This is a genomic window from Actinoplanes sp. NBRC 101535 (assembly GCF_030269225.1).
GTDB lineage: Bacteria > Actinomycetota > Actinomycetes > Mycobacteriales > Micromonosporaceae > Actinoplanes > Actinoplanes rectilineatus.
Window position 1 is genome coordinate 76,120 of the sequence record NZ_BSSY01000020.1, and the last position, 16,963, is coordinate 93,082.

12 protein-coding genes are annotated in these 16,963 nt (G+C 70.5%); 8 read left to right on the top strand and 4 right to left on the bottom strand.

Annotation, left to right across the window (positions count from 1 at the left end):
• The first annotated feature begins 18 nt into the window (after nt 1-18).
• The 6 genes from pdhA to QSK32_RS37695 all read left to right on the top strand — a co-directional run bounded on the left by pdhA (nt 19) and on the right by QSK32_RS37695 (nt 9,725).
• Nucleotides 19-1,158 carry a pyruvate dehydrogenase (acetyl-transferring) E1 component subunit alpha gene (gene pdhA, locus QSK32_RS37670; protein WP_045742566.1) on the top strand — a complete coding sequence of 380 codons (1,140 nt, stop codon included), beginning with the start codon at nt 19-21 and terminating at the stop codon, nt 1,156-1,158.
• Complete coding sequence (locus tag QSK32_RS37675; RefSeq protein ID WP_285474663.1) at nt 1,155-2,144, top strand: alpha-ketoacid dehydrogenase subunit beta; 990 nt, start codon at nt 1,155-1,157, stop codon at nt 2,142-2,144. The genes pdhA and QSK32_RS37675 overlap by 4 nt, the downstream gene beginning before the upstream one ends.
• The gene (locus QSK32_RS37680) at nt 2,141-3,598 is read left to right on the top strand and encodes a dihydrolipoamide acetyltransferase family protein (protein WP_285474633.1); all 1,458 of its coding nucleotides are present in this window, start codon (nt 2,141-2,143) and stop codon (nt 3,596-3,598) included. Before QSK32_RS37675 ends, QSK32_RS37680 begins: the two co-directional genes overlap by 4 nt.
• Nucleotides 3,599-3,803: 205 nt before the next feature.
• The gene (locus QSK32_RS37685) at nt 3,804-3,944 is read left to right on the top strand and encodes a hypothetical protein (protein ID WP_169792446.1); all 141 of its coding nucleotides are present in this window, start codon (nt 3,804-3,806) and stop codon (nt 3,942-3,944) included.
• 557 nt (nt 3,945-4,501) lie between these two features.
• Entirely contained in the window at nt 4,502-7,525 is a 3,024-nt protein-coding gene (locus QSK32_RS37690; protein ID WP_285474634.1) for an LppU/SCO3897 family protein, read from the top strand.
• A 409-nt stretch (nt 7,526-7,934) separates the two neighbouring features.
• Nucleotides 7,935-9,725, top strand: coding sequence for an NHL domain-containing thioredoxin family protein (locus tag QSK32_RS37695; RefSeq protein WP_285474635.1), 1,791 nt, complete (start codon nt 7,935-7,937; stop codon nt 9,723-9,725).
• A 238-nt stretch (nt 9,726-9,963) separates the two neighbouring features.
• Here QSK32_RS37695 and QSK32_RS37700 read toward each other — a convergent pair whose 3' ends face one another.
• Nucleotides 9,964-10,725 (bottom strand): LamB/YcsF family protein, encoded by a 762-nt coding sequence (locus QSK32_RS37700; RefSeq protein WP_045742630.1) that lies wholly within the window; start codon nt 10,723-10,725, stop codon nt 9,964-9,966.
• A 451-nt stretch (nt 10,726-11,176) separates the two neighbouring features.
• On the opposite strand from QSK32_RS37700, the gene trhA reads away from it, so the two are divergent.
• Nucleotides 11,177-11,854: a PAQR family membrane homeostasis protein TrhA gene (trhA, locus tag QSK32_RS37705; RefSeq protein WP_045742563.1), complete on the top strand. Its 678-nt coding sequence runs from the start codon at nt 11,177-11,179 to the stop codon at nt 11,852-11,854.
• A gap of 53 nt (nt 11,855-11,907) precedes the next feature.
• Here trhA and QSK32_RS37710 read toward each other — a convergent pair whose 3' ends face one another.
• Nucleotides 11,908-12,189 carry a DUF6458 family protein gene (locus tag QSK32_RS37710; RefSeq protein ID WP_045742562.1) on the bottom strand — a complete coding sequence of 94 codons (282 nt, stop codon included), beginning with the start codon at nt 12,187-12,189 and terminating at the stop codon, nt 11,908-11,910.
• Between the two features lie 125 nt (nt 12,190-12,314).
• Here QSK32_RS37710 and QSK32_RS37715 point away from each other — a divergent pair, with 125 nt between their 5' ends.
• Nucleotides 12,315-12,833, top strand: a complete 519-nt coding sequence (locus tag QSK32_RS37715; RefSeq protein WP_285474636.1) for a SixA phosphatase family protein — start codon at nt 12,315-12,317, stop codon at nt 12,831-12,833.
• Between the two features lie 6 nt (nt 12,834-12,839).
• Here QSK32_RS37715 and QSK32_RS37720 read toward each other — a convergent pair whose 3' ends face one another.
• The gene (locus QSK32_RS37720) at nt 12,840-14,804 is read right to left on the bottom strand and encodes a S8 family serine peptidase (RefSeq protein ID WP_285474637.1); all 1,965 of its coding nucleotides are present in this window, start codon (nt 14,802-14,804) and stop codon (nt 12,840-12,842) included.
• A gap of 105 nt (nt 14,805-14,909) precedes the next feature.
• Nucleotides 14,910-16,766 carry an acyl-CoA dehydrogenase gene (locus tag QSK32_RS37725; RefSeq protein ID WP_285474638.1) on the bottom strand — a complete coding sequence of 619 codons (1,857 nt, stop codon included), beginning with the start codon at nt 16,764-16,766 and terminating at the stop codon, nt 14,910-14,912.
• Nucleotides 16,767-16,963 lie beyond the last annotated feature (197 nt).

Here is a 16,963-nt window from a genome sequence, read left to right on the forward strand (position 1 = left end):
AGGAAGCAGGAGACACGGATGGCGAAAGGCGAAGGCACAACCGGGACCGACATTCCAGCCGGCGGTTTCGTCCAGTTGCTGACCCCCGACGGGGATCGCATCGACAGCGTCACCACCGCCGACGGGACCACATACACGGTCGACTTCACCGACGAGGAATACCGGGATCTCTATCGCGACCTGGTGACCGTCCGCCGCCTCGACGCCGAGGCGACCTCCCTGCAACGGCAGGGCGAGCTCGGCATCTGGGCCAGCCTGCTGGGCCAGGAGGCCGCTCAGGTCGGATCCGGGCGAGCGATGCGGCCGCAGGACATGGGGTTCCCGACCTACCGCGAGCACGGTGTCCTCTACACCCGCGGAATCGACCCGATCATGCCGTTCGGCCTGTTCCGCGGCGTCGACCAGGGCGGCTGGGATCCCAACGAGTTCAAGTTCAACAGCTACACGATCGTCATCGGCTCCCAGACGCTGCACGCCACCGGTTACGCCATGGGCATCACCATGGACGGCAGGACCGGAAGTGCCGACGGCGAGGCCGTGATCGCGTACTTCGGGGACGGCGCGACCAGCCAGGGTGAGGTCAACGAGGCGTTCGTCTGGTCCGGTGTCTTCAACGCCCCCATCGTCTTCTTCTGCCAGAACAACCAGTACGCGATCTCCGAACCGCTGGAACGGCAGACCCGTGTCCCGCTCTACCTGCGAGCCGGCGGATACGGCTTCCCCGGCGTCCGGGTCGACGGCAACGACGTGCTGGCCAGTTACGCGGTGACCCGGACCGCGCTGGACAACGCCCGCAACGGGCAGGGCCCGACGCTGATCGAGGCCTACACGTACCGGATGGGTGCGCACACCAGCTCCGACGACCCGACGCGATACCGGATCGCCAGCGAGGTCGAGTCGTGGAAGGCCAAGGACCCGATCAGCCGGCTCCGCGCGTTCCTCACCAGGCAGCAGGTGGCCGGCGAGGACTTCTTCACCGAGACCGACGAGGCCGCCACCGCCCTCGCACTCGGCCTGCGCGAACGGGTGCTCGCCATGCCCGATCCCGAACCCGTGCGGCTCTTCGACAACGCGTACCCGAACGGCTCGCCCGAGGTCGACGAGCAGCGCCGGGAGTTCCTCGCCTACCAGGCCTCCTTCGAAGGGAGTGGGCACTGATGACCGAGACGATCACCCTGGGCAAGGCCGTCAACCACGGACTGCGGCGTGCACTGGAGAACGACCCCAAAGTCGTGATCATGGGCGAGGACGTCGGCAAGCTCGGCGGCGTCTTCCGGATCACCGACGGTCTGCAGAAGGACTTCGGCGAGGACCGGATCATCGACACGCCACTGGCCGAGGCCGGCATCGTCGGCACCGCGGTCGGGCTGGCGATCCGCGGATACCGGCCGGTCTGCGAGATCCAGTTCGACGGGTTCGTGTTCCCGGCGTACAACCAGATCGTCGCCCAGGTGGCGAAGATGCACTACCGGTCCAACGGCGCGGTGCGCCTGCCCCTGGTGATCCGCATTCCGTACGGCGGCGGCATCGGGGCGGTCGAGCACCACTCCGAGTCGCCGGAGGCGTACTTCGCGCACACCCCCGGGCTCAAGGTCGTCACCTGTGCCGATCCGGTCGACGCGTACTCGATGATCCAGCAGTCGATCACCTCGGACGATCCGATCATCTTCCTGGAGCCGAAACGGCGGTACTGGGAGAAGGGCACGGTCGACCTGGACGCACCCCTCGCCGACGCGTTCCCGCTGCACGCGGCACGGGTGACGCGCCCCGGCACGGACGCGACGATCCTCGCCTACGGGCCGATGGTCCGGGTCGCGCTGGACGCCGCGACCGCCGCTGCCGAGGACGGCCGGGATCTCGAGGTGATCGACCTGCGCACGCTCTCCCCGGTCGACTACCCGGTGATCGTCGAGTCGGTCCGGCGCACCGGCCGGGCGGTCGTGGTCCACGAGGCGCCCGGCAACCTCGGCATGGGCGCGGAACTCGCCGCCCGGATCACCGAGCAGTGCTTCTATCACCTGGAGGCGCCGGTGCTGCGGGTCACCGGCTACGACGTCCCCTATCCGGCGGCCCGGCTGGAGGAGGAGTACCTCCCCGACCTGGACCGGGTCCTGGACGCCGTCGACCGCGCGTTCGGCTGGTGACCGGCATGACGCGGGTCAAGGAGTTCAACCTGCCCGACCTCGGTGAGGGACTGACCGAGGGCGAGATCCTCACCTGGCTGGTCAAGGTGGGCGACACCATCGAGCTGAATCAGCCGATCGTCGAGGTCGAGACCGCGAAGGCCGCGGTGGAGATCCCGGCGAAATGGGGCGGCGTGGTGACCCGGATCTTCCACGACGCCGGTACCACCGTCGAGGTCGGCAAGCCGATCATCTCCATCGACACCGATCCGGGCGCCGGGCCGTTGCCCTCCGCGGAGTCCCTCGCCGCCGTCACGATCGCCCCCGCCGAGGGCATGGTCGAACCCGGGCTCATCGGAGGACCGGCCCCTGGTGGGCGCACGGCCGTGCTGGTCGGTTACGGCCCGCGTGAGGGCGCGGCCGTCAGGAGACCCCGAAGGGGTACGAGCCACACCTCCCCGACCGCACCGGCGGGTCCCCCGCCTGCGGCGGCTACCGCCTCGACCGTCGTGGCGCCCCCGGTCGGCCCGGTCGCCCCGGCAACGGTGCCGCCGGTCCCGGCAGGCGCGCCGGCGCCGGCTCACGTCCTCGCCAAGCCCCCGGTCCGCAAACTGGCCCGGGATCTGGGTGTCGACCTCGGGACGGTCCCGGGTACCGGCCCGCTGGGGTCGGTGACACGCGACGACGTACACCGGATCGCCGAAGGCCGGACCGAGCCGGCGGCGAACGCACCCACCCCGGCCACCGCGGTCCGCCCTGGGCCGGGCGGTGATCGTGAGCAGCGGATCCCGGTCAAGGGCGTGCGGAAACTGACCGCGGAGAACATGGTGGCGTCGGCGTTCACCGCGCCGCACGTCACCGAGTTCCTCACCGTCGACGTGACCCGCACGGTCAAGACGGTGGAACGCCTGCGGCTCCGCCCGGAGTTCGCCGAACTGCGGGTCTCGCCGCTGCTCCTGGTCGCCAAGGCCGTGCTGCTCGCGATCCGGCGCCATCCGATGGTCAACGCGGCGTGGTCCGGGGCGACGAACGAGATAGTCGTCAAGGAGTACGTGAATCTCGGCATCGCGGCGGCCACCGATCGCGGCCTGATCGTGCCGAATGTCAAGGACGCCGGCCGTCTCACCCTGTGCGAACTGGCCGCGTCCCTGCACGCGCTGGTCCGCACCGCGAAGTCGGGGAAGACCTCACCCTCCGACATGTCCGGCGGCACCTTCTCGATCACCAACGTCGGGGTGTTCGGCATCGACACCGGCACGCCGATCCTGCCGCCGGGCGAGTCGGCGATCCTCGCGCTGGGTGTGATCCGGCCGACTCCGTGGGTGCACCACGGCAAGATCAAGATCCGGCAGGTGACCACCCTCGGGCTCTCCTTCGATCACCGGATCATCGACGGCGAGCTGGGCTCGAGGTTCCTGCGCGACGTCGGCGACTTCCTCACGGACCCGGAGGAGGCGATGCTCGCCTGGTCCTGAGGTCCTTCGGCCCAACGAGGTGCGGACCTTCGATTGTTAGGCAGATGACCGACGTCACCCTCTATTCAGTTGGCAGTCCACCCCTACCGGTTACATAATGGAAACAACCCCGGCAGGGGCCAACCGAGGGGAAACCGCCACCGGCGGATCGGGTGAGTACGTCATAAGCGAGGCCGGCAACGTTGCCGGGGAAACGAGCACTGCCATGAGCATGATCGACCGCATTCGTCAGCGTCGGATTGCCAGCCGCGAGAACCGCGCCATCAACCGCGCCTGGGCCACGGCGCCCAGCCAGTCGATGCGCGACGAGATCGCGATCTTCGCGCAGCGGCGTCAGATCTTCTGATCTGTTCGCGCCACGAACACATCGCGTAACGGCCCGTCCGGTTCACCCGGGCGGGCCGTTTTCGTGTCGGATACCACTCCGTGTTCGTGTGAAACACCACTCGTGAAGATCGGGCATCCGTACCTCCACGGCGTACACCGGGATTCCGACTGCCGCGTACGCCCGGTACCGTGGGCACGGTCCCCGAACCGGCGAGACCGGCCGGCGCGGGTGACCGGGACCGCAGGCGACACCGCCTTTCCCCCGGTCCCGGCACTGCCAGTCCGGATAGCTGGCACCACCCTTGGCGGAAGGTCACCGCCGGGATCGCGACCGTGCAAACCCGGCACGGCCGCATCGATGAGGAGGCGCGTATGACGTCCGAGGGGCACCACGCCGGTCAGCCGGCCGAAGCCACGTCGGGCGGACCCACGTCGGGCGGTTACCCGCTCGACGCCGATGGTCAGCGAGTTGCCGGTCGTGCGTCGGCACCCTCCCCCGCCGAAAGCTTCCCCACCTCGTACGGCCCGCCCCCGCAGGCCGCACCCGACGGCGGATCACCCTTCGTCGTCCCTGCCGTGTCCACCTTCGGATCCGGCCCCAGCGCCTCCGGCACGTCCTACGGTTCGGCCCGGGTCCCGCAGCCCGAGGCGGGTGGCGAGCTCCCCCAGCGCGCCGCATCGCCCTACGGCTCGGTCGCACCCGAACAAGCCGGCGCCTACGGGACACCACAGCCGCCGCCCTACGGCACCCCCGCGCAGTCGTTCGGCGGCCCCGCCGCGCCCGGCTCGCCCTCCACGTACGGTTCGGCACCCGCCGACCCCGGCGCGCCCTCCTGGGCGCCCCCGGTCGCCGAGCCGGGCCCGATCGACTCCGGCGCACCCGCGTCGCCGTTCGGCCCGGCGGGCTTCTCGCCGGGCGGCCGGCCGCAGGCGTCCGCCGCGGTGCCGTCGGCCCCGCCGTCCCCGGCGCCCGGCGACAACCCGTTCGCACGCCCGGAGTCGCTGGACAACCCGTTCGCACGCCCCGAACAGCGTTCCGAGCCGGCCGACAACCCGTTCGCGCGCCCAGAGCCGCGGCCCGAGCAGCGTTCCGAGCCGGCCGCCGCGGCCGGTGGGAGCACGCCGAGCGGCCTGCCGACCCGCACCCCGGGCGCCACCGCCTCCGTGCTGGAGGAGTCCAACCGCAGCTTCTCGGCCTTCGGCGACCAGCCGGTCCGGGTGCCCGGCGCCTCGCTGTCCGACCTGCCCGACTCGTCCGGTGGCGCGCAGCCGTCCAGCGGCTTCACCGCCGGCCCGGCGCAGAACAGCTGGCTCCAGCAGCAGAACGCCGCCCGGTCCACGGAGAGCGCCGCCGACGCGTCGGCCCGCCCGGAGACCCCCGGGTTCCCGACCCGGCGCGGTGACGGCGGCGGCAGCGGCTTCCCGCTGCGCGCCCCGGCCGGCCCAGCCGCCGACGCCGAGCCGTCCGGTGCCACCCCCGGCCTCGACCTGCCGATCCGCAGCCAGCAGCCGTCCGGGGCGTTCCCGTCCCAGGGCGAGCCCCACTCGGGTGCCTTCGGTGCGACGCAGGGCGGTCCGGAGGCCTTCGGCGCCACCCAGACGCCCGGGTCGCCGTTCGGTTCCGCCCCGGCCGCCCCCGCCGCCTCGGGTTCGTCCTACGGATCCGCGTCGTCCTCGGGCACCTACGGATCGGTCGCGCCGTCGTCCGACTCGTCGCCGTTCGGTGCGGCCGCCTCCGGGCCGTCGTCCTACGGCTCCCCGGCTTCCGAGCCCGGCACCTACGGCTCGGCCACCTCGGAGTCGTCGCCCTACGGTTCGTCGGCCTCCGAGCCCGCGCCCTTCGGGTCGCCGGGATCCGATTCCGCGCCCTACGGCTCCGCAGGCTCCGATTCGTCTTACGGATCGTCGGGCTCCGAGTCGCCTTCCTACGGTTCCGAGTCGTCCTACGCCTCCGAGCCGGAGCAGCCGTCCTCGGGCGGTCCGGGATACCCGCAGCGGGTGCCCGGCGCCGCACTCAACTCCGGTGGCAGCATCCAGCCGCCGGACCTCGCCGCGAGCAACGTCCCGCCGCAGCGCGACCCCCACGAGCAGCCCCGCCCGACCGGTTCGGCCCGTCCGGTGACCGGCAGCGCCTCGGTGACCGGCATCCGTGCCACCCCGGCGGGTGGCGAGGAGATCCCGCCGCCGTCGGCCGCACCGCAGGCCCGCGTCTACGGCCGTCCCGCCGCGTCGACCCCCGACGAGCCGGAGGCCGGCCAGTCCGCCGAGTCCCCGTCCGGCGGCTTCTCCCCCGCGCCGGACCCGTTCGGCCGTTCCGAGGAGCCCAGCGGCGGTTTCGCCCCGAACCCGTTCGGCCAGTCCGCGGGGACCCCGTTCGGCCAGTCGGGCAACGACGCCGGCAGTGGTTTCCCGACCTCCGCGCCGAACCCGTTCGGCCAGCGTGACGAGGAGCCCAGCGGCGGCTTCGGCCCGGCCAACCAGTTCGGGCAGCGCAGCGAGGAGCCCAGTGGCGGTTTCTCCCCGGCGAACTCGTTCGGGCAGCGCAACGAGGAGCCCAGTGGCAGCTTCGGCCCGGCCAACCAGTTCGGCCGGGACGAGGAGCCCAGTGGCGGCTTCGGCGGTTTCCCGCAGCCCGGTGGCGACACCGGCGTCGCGCCGCAGTCGCCGGCCCGGGCCAGCGCCCGCGCCTCGGCCAGCGCCCGGGTGACCCCGGTCTCGCCGTCGCCGGGCTCGACGCCCGACGCCCCGGGCACGCCGCCCTTCCCGGCGCCCAGCACCTCCACGTTCCCGGCACCCGGCACGTCGACCTTCCCGGCTCCGGGCACCTCGACGTTCCAGGCTCCGGGCACCTCCACGTTCCAGACGCCCGGCACGGCGCCGTTCCCGGGACCGGGGACGTCGCCGTTCTCCCCGCCCGGAGGCGGCACGCAGTACCCGAACGGCGGCACCGCCTACGGTTCGCCCAGCACGCCCGGTGACCCGTCGCAGGCGCCGTTCTCGGAGTTCACCACCGACGTCTCCGGTCGCGGTGCGGCGGCTCCCGGCTCCGACCAGTACAACGAGTTCACGACCGACGTCTCCGGTCGCGGCAACACCTCGTTCGCGCCGTCGCCCGGTGCCCCGCCGATGCCGGACGCCCCGGACCCGCGGTTCTCCGGCCTCTACAACAACAACCCGCTGACGTCGGGTGCCACGGTGACCCCGCCGACCCCGGAGGACACCACCAGCTGGCCCAGCCCGGACGAGCAGGACAAGTTCGACCAGTTCAAGGCCGAGGAGCCGGCACCCGCCCCGGCACCCGCCAAGCCGAACGTGCGGACCGTCCCGGTCACCCTCGCGGTGGTCCTGGGCGCGACGCTGCTGCTCGGCCTGGTGTTCGGCCTGGTCTACCTGATCTCCGGCGACGACGACTTCAGCGTGGCCCAGGGCGACTGCGTGAAGCGGTCCGGCAACTCCCCGGTGCAGATCGACTGCGGCACGAAGGGTGCCGACGTCTACAAGGTCGTCTCGGTGACCGACAGCAAGGAGAAGTGCGCGGACGCGACTCAGCCGTACATCGAGCTGGGTTCCCAGGTGCTCTGCCTCCAGCCGAACGCCTGATCACCCGACCGCCACTGTTCCACGGTTCCACCGACATGAAGGCCGCCCGGCTCACCCCGGGCGGCCTCGTCGTTTCTCGCGCTCTCCGACCTGTCCCGGGCATCGGTCCCGGGCGCGCTCCCTCTGAGCGGCACCACGGAACCCGGACGGGGCATGAGGGACCCCGTGATCGCGGGACAGGGTTCTGCGCCGGGACGAGGGGTTTCCACGGCACGACGAACCCGGGTCGTGGAACGTCACGACAACCCGGACTCGGCGCGAGATACCCGGTAACGGCGCGACAAAGCCCAACGGCGCATAGGGGGCCGAAACGACCCGGCGGGGCCGGGGCCGGGCCGGTGAGGTGGCGCCTGGCACGATCGGCCCGCGTGGCGGTGGCGGATCGCCGCCGGTGAGGCACCATGGCGGCATGACTGGACGTGTGCGTGCCCCTGAGTTGCGGGGCCGCGGGTGGCTCAACACCGGCGGCAAGGATCTGACGCTCGCCGATCTGCGCGGCAAGATCCTTGTTTTGGACTTCTGGACCTTCTGCTGCATCAACTGTCTGCACGTCCTGGACGAGCTGCGGCCGCTGGAGGAGAAGTACGGTGACGCGCTCGTCGTGATCGGCGTGCACTCGCCGAAGTTCGAGCACGAGCGCGACCCCAAAGCGCTGGCCGCCGCCGTCGAGCGGTACGGCGTGCACCACCCGGTCATCGACGACGGCGACATGCACCTGTGGCAGCAGTACGCCGCGAAGGCCTGGCCGACCCTGGCCGTGGTCGACCCGACCGGTTACCTGGTCGCCTCGATGGCCGGCGAGGGGCACGCCGAGGGCCTGTCCCGGCTGATCGACGAGCTGATCGTCAAGCACGAGGCGGACGGCACCCTGCACCGCGGCGACGGCCCGTACGTTCCCCCGCCCGCACCGGCGGGCCTGCTCAACTATCCCGGCAAGGCGATCGAGCTGCCGAACGGGAATCTACTCGTCACCGACTCCGCCCGGCACTCGGTGGCCGAACTGTCCGCGGACGGCGAGTCCCTGGTCCGGCGATTCGGCGGTGACCGGCGGGAGCCGTTCAACGAGCCGCAGGGCCTGGTTCTGCTTCCCGCCGACGTCGCCGAGACGGCCGGGTACGACGTGGTCATCGCCGACACGGTCAACCACCAGCTGCGGGCGTTGAACACGACGACCGGCGAACTGTCCCTGGTCGCGGGTTCGGGCAAGCCGTGGCGTTCCACCGTGGACGACCACGCCCACGACGCGCTCGCCGCCGACCTGTCCTCGCCGTGGGACGTGGCGTGGTTCGACGGCCGGGTCATCGTCGCGATGGCCGGCATCCACCAGCTCTGGTGGTTCGATCCGATCAAGCGGACCGTCGGCGTGTACGCGGGCACCACCGTCGAGGCGCTGCGGGACGGGCCGCTGCCGGACGTCTGGATGGCTCAGCCGTCCGGCCTGTCGGTGAGCGCCGACGGCCGGCGTCTCTGGATCGCCGACAGCGAGACGTCCGCGCTGCGGTACGTCGAGGACGGCGCGCTGCACACCGCGGTCGGTCAGGGCCTGTTCGATTTCGGACACGTGGATGGTCCGGCCGCCGAGGCGCTGTTCCAGCATCCGCTCGGTGTCGCCGCTCTGCCGGACGGGTCGGTGCTGGTCGCGGACACGTACAACGGTGCGGTTCGCCGTTTCGACCCGGCGACCGGCCAGGTGTCCACGGTGGATTCCGGTCTCGCCGAGCCGAGTGACGTGCTGGTGACCGCGGCCGGTGAGGTGTTCGTCGTGGAGTCGGCCGCGCACCGGCTGGTCCGGTTGGCGCCGGGCGCGGTGCGGACCGTCTCCGGGGAGCGGCACAGGACCGAGCGGCCGCCGTCGCATCTGGCGCCGGGCGAGGTCACCCTCGACGTGATCTTCACGCCGGCGCCGGGGCAGAAACTGGACAGCCAGTTCGGTTCGCCGCTGCGGCTGACCGTGTCGGCGTCGCCCGCCGAACTGCTGCTGGAGGGCGACGGGGTGAGCACCGAGCTGTCCCGCCGCCTGGTGCTCAATCCGGGCGTACCCGAGGGGGTGTTGCAGGTGGTGGCTCAGGCCGCGACCTGTGACGCGGACACCGAGTACGGTGCCTGTCACCTGACCCGCCAGGACTGGGGTGTGCCGATCGTGGTGGACGCGAACGGGCCGGACCGGCTGCCCCTGGTCCTGCGCGGCCTGGACGGCTAGACACGTTTCGTGGTCAGGGCGCGAAGCCCATCCGCGTGGTGACTTCGGGCGCGCTGGACGCCCAATTCACCACGCCCCTGGCGGTGTGGTGAATACGGGCGCGCTGGACGCCCGAAATCACCACACTGTTGTGGGTGTGGTGAATACGGGCGCGCTGAGCGCCCCAAATCACCACACCCGTCGTGAGGCCGTGCTGCGGGCCGCAAGTCACCACGCGGATGCCGACCGCGGCAGGTGTCTAGCCGCGGCTCAGGTTGAAGGGCTGCACCACCTGCAACGCGAATTCGAGCGCGTTCCGGATCTCCCGGATCAGCTCGACCGCGCCGGGTGTGTCCCCGTGTACGCAGATCGACTGGACCCGCATCGGCACGACGGAGCCGTCGGTGGCGATCACCTCGCCGCCGGCGGCCATCCGGACCGCCCGCTCGACGACCTGTTCCCGGTCCGTCACCAGGGCGCCGGTGGCGTTGCGCGGCACCAGGCGGCCGTTCGGCAGGTAGCCGCGGTCGGCGAAGCCCTCGGCGATCACGGTCAGGCCGGACTGCTGGGCCATCTCGGCGAGCACCGATCCCGGCTGGCAGAGGATCGGCAGCCACGCGTCGTAGGAGAGCACCGCGGCCACCACGGCGGAGGCCTGCACGGCGTCGATCGCGGCGGTGTTGTAGAGGGCGCCGTGCGGCTTCACGTATCGCACGCGGGTGCCGGCCGCTTTGCAGAACGCTTCCAGGGCGCCGATCTGGTACAGGATGTCGTCGCGCAGGTCGTCGGGGTCGTAGTCGATCCGGCGGCGGCCGAAGCCGGCCAGGTCGCGGTATCCGACCTGGGCGCCGACCGCGACGTTGCGCTCCGCGGCCTGTTTGCAGACCCGTCGCATCGTGGAGGGGTCCCCGGCGTGAAAGCCGCATGCCACGTTCGCTGACGTCACGGCGCCGAGCAGCGCGTCGTCGTCGCCGAGCTGCCAGATGCCGAAGCCCTCGCCGAGGTCCGCGTTCAGGTCAATCGAGTCCACGGAAACGTACCGTAGTCGCTGGTCGGGCCGGTTGGAGCGACGTGATGTCGTCCAACACACCGTTCTGGAGGATATCCGCTGTTTGATCAACTCCGTGTCAGGCGGCGATGACTCGTTTGACCTTGAGAATCGGCCACAGATGTGATCTTGTCCACTGTAACCACGACGCGTTCCCGGGAACGAATGGGACGAGTGCTTACGGCGTACCCGAAATGGGCGTGATCTTGTGGATTTTGGGCCATCGCCGCCGGACTCGCCAGACCGAAGTCCTGCGGGATCCGCAAGAGGGGACCTTCGTCCCGAATCCCACCCGGCGCCAGGCCCCGAACCGGCTGTTTCCAGCGTGACCTCGCCGAACCTTCACGTGGAAATCATCCACCGGAGGGAACCGTATCCGGCATCACTACCCCCCAGTAACCTACGGTGCCGTAACCTAGATCGCGTGACGACCTCAGCCCCGTTCCGGATGAAGCCGACCGATCTCGGCAAGCCGCGACTACGCGGCCGGTTGCATCAGTACGCGTTCTTCGTGGCCCTGGTCTGCGGCATCGTGCTCAGCTCGATCGCCCTCACCCGGCCCGGGATCGCACCCTTCGTCAGCTGCCTGATCTACAGCATCACGGTGTGCGGCCTCTTCGGCACCAGCGCGCTGTACCACCGGCGTGTCTGGAGCGAACGCGGCTACCAGATCATGCGCCGGGCCGACCATTCGATGATCTTCATCTTCATCGCCGGCAGCTACACCCCGTTCTGCATGCTGCTGCTGCAGGACACCATGCAGGTCGTGCTGCTCAGCCTGGTCTGGGGCGGTGCGCTCGGCGGTGTCGCCCTCAAGATGATCTGGCCGCACCTGCCGCGTTGGGTGGGCGCCCCGCTCTACGTCGCGCTCGGCTGGGTGGCCGTCGCGATCATCCCGGACGTCCTGCAGGTCGGTGGCGTGACCTGCCTGGTGCTGCTGCTCGTGGGTGGCGCCATCTACACGATCGGCGCGGTCTTCTACGCGATGCGGCGGCCGAACCCCTGGCCGACCGTCTTCGGGCACCACGAGTTCTTCCACGCCTGCACGCTGGTCGCCGCGATCTGCCACCACATCGCGGTGTACTTCGCCCTCTACGCCTGAACCCTGAACGCCTGACAGCGGTGGCCCGGGCCGAAGCCCGGGCCACCGACCACTCAGGAGTACGCCGAGGGCGGGGGCGGCGGCACGTCGTCGCGCCGCACTTCGCGGTACTCCGACGTGTAACCGGCTCCGGCAACCGGGGCCTGCGTCGACCGGGTCACCACGGTGCGGCGCCGGCTGTTCCAGAACCAGAGTGTGATGACCAGGCCGGCCAGTCCGGCGATCATCAGGATCCAGCCGATCACGTTGATGTCCAGGCCACTGATGTCCGCCTCCACGGCGAACGCCAGGATCGCGCCCAGAGCCAGTAGGAAGATGCTCGCGCCGATGCCCATCGGACCCTCCTTCGGTGGGTGCCCGCTCTTCGGTCTCATCGCGGTGAATACGTCTTCATCGCGGTGAATGCGTCGAACGAGCGATACCCGTACGGGCCGAGTTCCAATCAGGCAAGCTGTTGTCCATGATCTCGCGGACGCTCATCCTGCTGCGGCACGCCAAAGCGGAGACACCCGGCACTCTCGACGACTACGACCGCTCACTCACCGAACGCGGCGAATCCGATGCGGACGCGGCCGGCGCCTGGCTGGCGAACGAACGTCTGCGGCCCGACCTGGTGCTCTGCTCCTCGGCCCGGCGGACCCGGCAGACCTGGCAGGCAGCGGCCATCGCCCTGTCCCAGGGCGCGCCGGGCGGGGTCGCGCCGGAGGTCCGTTACCTGGACGAGCTCTACCTGTGCGGACGGACCGAGGTCCTCGACGCGCTGCGCACGGTATCCGACGAGGTACGCACGGTCCTGGTCGTCGCCCACAACCCGACCGTGTCCGAAGTGTCCGCACTGCTGATGCCGGACGACCAGTTCACCGGCGTGGTGACCGAGATGAAGACCTCCGGCATCGCCGTGCACACCGGCGAGAACCCCTGGTCGGACACCCAGCCGGGGGCGATGCGCCTGACACGGCAGCACACCGCCCGCGGCTGATCCGGCCTACTTCCGGTACCAGGTCCGGGTGGACGTGGACTTCACGTTGCCGAGTTTGTCGTACGCCCGGACCTGCACCTTCATCGTCTTCTTCTGCTTGGCGACATTGACGCTCAGGACGTACGCCGTCGTCCTGTCCGTGGCGACGACCTTGCCGTCGACGAGCAGTTCGACCCGCGCGATGCCGCTGGCGTCGGTGGCTTTCGCGTACACCTTGACGGTGCCTTTGACCTTGGCCTTGTTCTTCGGGGCCTTGGTGATCGACACGGTCGGCGCCGTGTTGTCGGCGATCACGGTCCGGGTGTAGCTGCGGGTGTTGCCCAGCCGGTCGGTCAGCTTCCAGACCAGCTTGACGTTTCCGCTGGTGGTTCCGGTCTTCACGGCGAGCGAGTACGGCGCCGTGGTGTCGGTGCCGACGACCTTGCCGTTCGCCGTCAGTTCGGCCTTCGCCACGCCGGCCTTGTCGGTGACCCCGGACAAGGCGCTGGTGAAGGTGCCGCGGACCCGGGTGTTCTGCGCCGGCGTGACCGACGTGGCCACCGGTCCGGCGTTGTCGAACGTGACCTTGACGGCGGGCGCCCGGCCGGTGTCGGCGAAGTCGTTGGCCCAGACCTCCACCGGCAGCGTTCCGGAGAATCCGGCGGGCGGGGTCCAGCGCAGCGGCTCGTTCGTCAGCCGGCCGTAGCGTTCCTGCACGACCCTGCCGTCGACCACCAGCTGCAGGTAGGTGACCATGTGGTCGTCCGAGGCGGCCGGGCGCACGCTCAACGTGCGGTGGGCCGTCTGCCCCTGCGGAAGGACCTCGAACGAGACCGTCGGCTGCTCACCGTTCGGCGCGCCGTTGGCGAACATCGCCCAGGCCGCGTGCAGCCCCGGGAACCCGTGGATCTGCTGGGCGTACGCCGCGATCGCCCAGCCGGCCGACCGCATCGGCACGCCGTCCTGTCCGCCGATGTGGACCAGTGCGGCCACCCCCGAGGTCACCGCCGCCGAACCCGAGGTGCCCTCGAGCCGTCGCGGGGTGCCGCTCGCGTCCAGGACGGTGAACCCGGAGTGCGCCTTCAGCGTGATCCACTCGTCGTCCGGCGCGTTGGTGGCGCCCATCGTGAAGGTGCCCACCCCGAGAACCGGCACGCTGTCGATCGCCGCCGGGTAGCGCCGGTGCGAGCCGGGGTCGTTGCCCGCGGCCGCCACGATCAGCGCGTCCCTGCCGTCGGCGTACTCGACGGCCTCCTCCAGCAGCGTGCTGCGTGTGGGCGTGCTCATCGACAGGTTGATGACCTTCGCGCCGTGGTCGGCGGCCCAGACGATGCCGGCCGCGACGTCCGCGCTGCTGCCCTCGGCCGGGGCGCCGTCGCGGTGGCTCAGCACCCGGACCGGCATGATGCCGCACGAGCTGCACACCCCGGTGGAGCCGACGCCGTTGTCCGCCGCGGCGATCAGGTTGGCGACCATCGTGCCGTGGTTGTCGTCGTCGGTGGCGTCGTCGTCGCCGTCCACGACGTCACGCGGGTGCACGAGCCGGTCCGCGGACAGGTCCGGGTTCGGGCTGACGCCGGTGTCGAGCACCGCGACCAGCACGTCCGGTCGGCCGGTGGTCCAGGTCCGCGCCTCCGGGACGGTCATCTCCTCGAACTTGGGCGCGTTGGTGGTGTCGAGCGGGTCGCCGTCGGCCTTGAGGACGGCGCCCACCTCGGCGTACCGGACGTCGGGGTGGGCGGTGAGCGTCTTCAGCGCGGCGGCGCGGGTGCTGGGCGGGACGTCGACGGCGATCGCGTTCAGGCCGTCGACCCGGTGGTAGGTCACCCCGTCGCCGAGGGCGGCGACCACACCGGCGGGGTCGGCACCGACCTCGATGCCGACGTCGAGGCGGGTCGTGGCGGTGTCCGCGGCCTGTGCGGCGGACGGGGCCAGGGCTCCCAGGCCGACCGCCAGCAGCACAGTGGACAGGGAGGAGGGTATGTGGCGCACGACCGAGGATGCTACGGCACCGTAGCGTCGTCACGGAAGGCGAAAGCCGGCGGACTCCTTTGTCCGCCGGCTTCCACTTTTTTCAGGAGAGTGGGAAAAGTCTGATCAGAACGCGTCCTCGTCCAGGTCCATCAGGTCGAGGGTGGTGTTCTCGATGATCCGGCGGTCCGAGCCGATGCGCGGCAGCACCTCGCCGACGAAGAAACGGGCCGCCGCCACCTTGCCGGCGTAGAACTTCCGGTCCGCCTCGGACACCTCGCCGCCCAGCGCGGTCAACGCCACCTCGGCCTGGCGCAGCAGCAGCCAGCCGAGCACCACGTCGCCGAGGGCGAGCAGGATCCGCCGCGAGCTGAGGCCGATCTTGTAGAGCTCCCGGCTGTCGCCACCCTGCACGGCCTGCAGCCAGCCCATCGTGGTGCCGAGGATCTGCTGCATCTCGCCGAGCGCCTTACCGAGGGCCAGCCGCTCGCTCTTGAGCTGACCGTTGCCGGCCTCGCTCTCCACGAAGCCCTGGATCTCGGTGGCGACGGTGGCGAGCGCACGCCCGTTGTCCTTCACGATCTTGCGGAAGATCAGGTCGAGACTCTGGATCGCGGTCGTGCCCTCGTACAGGGTGTCGATCTTCGCGTCCCGGACGTACTGCTCCAGCGGGTAGTCCTGCAGGAAGCCGGAACCGCCGAAGGTCTGCAGCGACTCGTGGCCGAGCAGTTCGTAGGCCCGCTCCGAGCCGACGCCCTTGACCAGCGGGAGCAGCAGGTCGTTGACCCGGCTCGCGACCTTCGCGGCCTTCTCGTCGCCGGCCGCGGTCGCGATGGCCACCTTGTCCTGCCAGCCCGCGGTGTAGACGACCAGGGCGCGCAGGGCCTCCGCGTACGACTTCTGCAACATCAGCGACCGGCGGACGTCCGGGTGGTGCGTGATCGTCACCCGCGGGGCGGCCTTGTCGGTGTTCTGCGCCAGGTCGGCGCCCTGGACGCGGTTCTTCGCGTACTCCAGCGCGTTCAGGTAACCGGTGGAGAGGGTGGCGATCGCCTTGGTGCCGACCATCATCCGCGCGTACTCAATGATCATGAACATCTGCCGGATGCCCTCGTGACGTTCCCCGAGGAGCCAGCCCTTCGCCGGTACGCCGTGCTCGCCGAAGGTCATCTCGCAGGTGTTGGAGACCTTGAGGCCCATCTTGTGCTCGACGTTCGTCGCATAGACGCCGTTGCGCTCGCCGAGTTCGCCGGTCGCCGGGTCGAAGTGGTACTTCGGCACGATGAACAGCGACAGGCCCTTGGTGCCCGGGCCGCCCACGCCGTCGACGCCCACCGGACGGGCCAGGACGTAGTGCATGATGTTGTCGGTCAGGTCGTGCTCGCCCGAGGTGATGAAGCGCTTCACGCCCTCGATGTGCCACGAGCCGTCCGGCTGCGGGATCGCGCGGGCCCGGCCGGCGCCGACGTCCGAACCGGCGTCCGGCTCGGTGAGCACCATGGTGGAGCCCCACTGCTTGTCGACGAAGAGCTTCGCCCACTCCTTCTGCTCGTCGGTGCCCTCGGTCCACACCACGTGGGCGAACGAGGGACCGGACGAATACATCCAGATCGGGGCGTTGGCGCCGAGGATCTGCTCGGCGATGGCCCAGTAGAGCGTCCGCGGGGCGAACGTGCCACCCAGGGCGGACGGCAGGTCGAGCCGCCAGAACTCGGAGGCCATGAAGGTCTCATACGACTTCTTGAACGACTCCGGCAGCGGCGCGGTGTGCGTGGCGGCGTCGAAGACGGGCGGGTTGCGGTCGCTGTCGGTGTAGCTGGCGGCGAGATCCTCGCGGGCCAGCCGGTTCACCTCGGCGAGCACGTCGCGCGCCGTCTCCGCATCGATCTCGTCGAACGGGGCCTGCCCGAACGCCTTGTCCGCCCCGAACACCTCGAACAGGTTGAAGAGGATGTCGCGGAGGTTGCTCTTGTAATGCGTCATGGTGCTGGCCCCGCTCTCCGGACGCGAGTTACCGGTCAGTAACTACCACTGTATTACTCATCGGTAGCCAGCGACAAGCCGGGCAGCACTACGGCCGTTCTCCGTCGCTTCGTGTGCCGAAGGACTCCGATCGGGTGGGCGACGGGACAGCCGTTCGGCCATTTGCCGACTTCGACACTCGGACCGCGTATCGCAGT

Bases quoted from the DNA above. Each gene is read 5' to 3' on its own strand.
- QSK32_RS37725 (WP_285474638.1), bottom strand. From the start codon at position 16,766: ATGACGCATTACAAGAGCAACCTCCGCGACATCCTCTTCAACCTGTTC.
- QSK32_RS37710 (WP_045742562.1), bottom strand. From the start codon at position 12,189: ATGGGCATCGGCGCGAGCATCTTCCTACTGGCTCTGGGCGCGATCCTG.
- QSK32_RS37685 (WP_169792446.1), top strand. From the start codon at position 3,804: ATGAGCATGATCGACCGCATTCGTCAGCGTCGGATTGCCAGCCGCGAG.
- QSK32_RS37695 (WP_285474635.1), top strand. From the start codon at position 7,935: ATGACTGGACGTGTGCGTGCCCCTGAGTTGCGGGGCCGCGGGTGGCTC.
- pdhA (WP_045742566.1), top strand. From the start codon at position 19: ATGGCGAAAGGCGAAGGCACAACCGGGACCGACATTCCAGCCGGCGGT.
- QSK32_RS37715 (WP_285474636.1), top strand. From the start codon at position 12,315: ATGATCTCGCGGACGCTCATCCTGCTGCGGCACGCCAAAGCGGAGACA.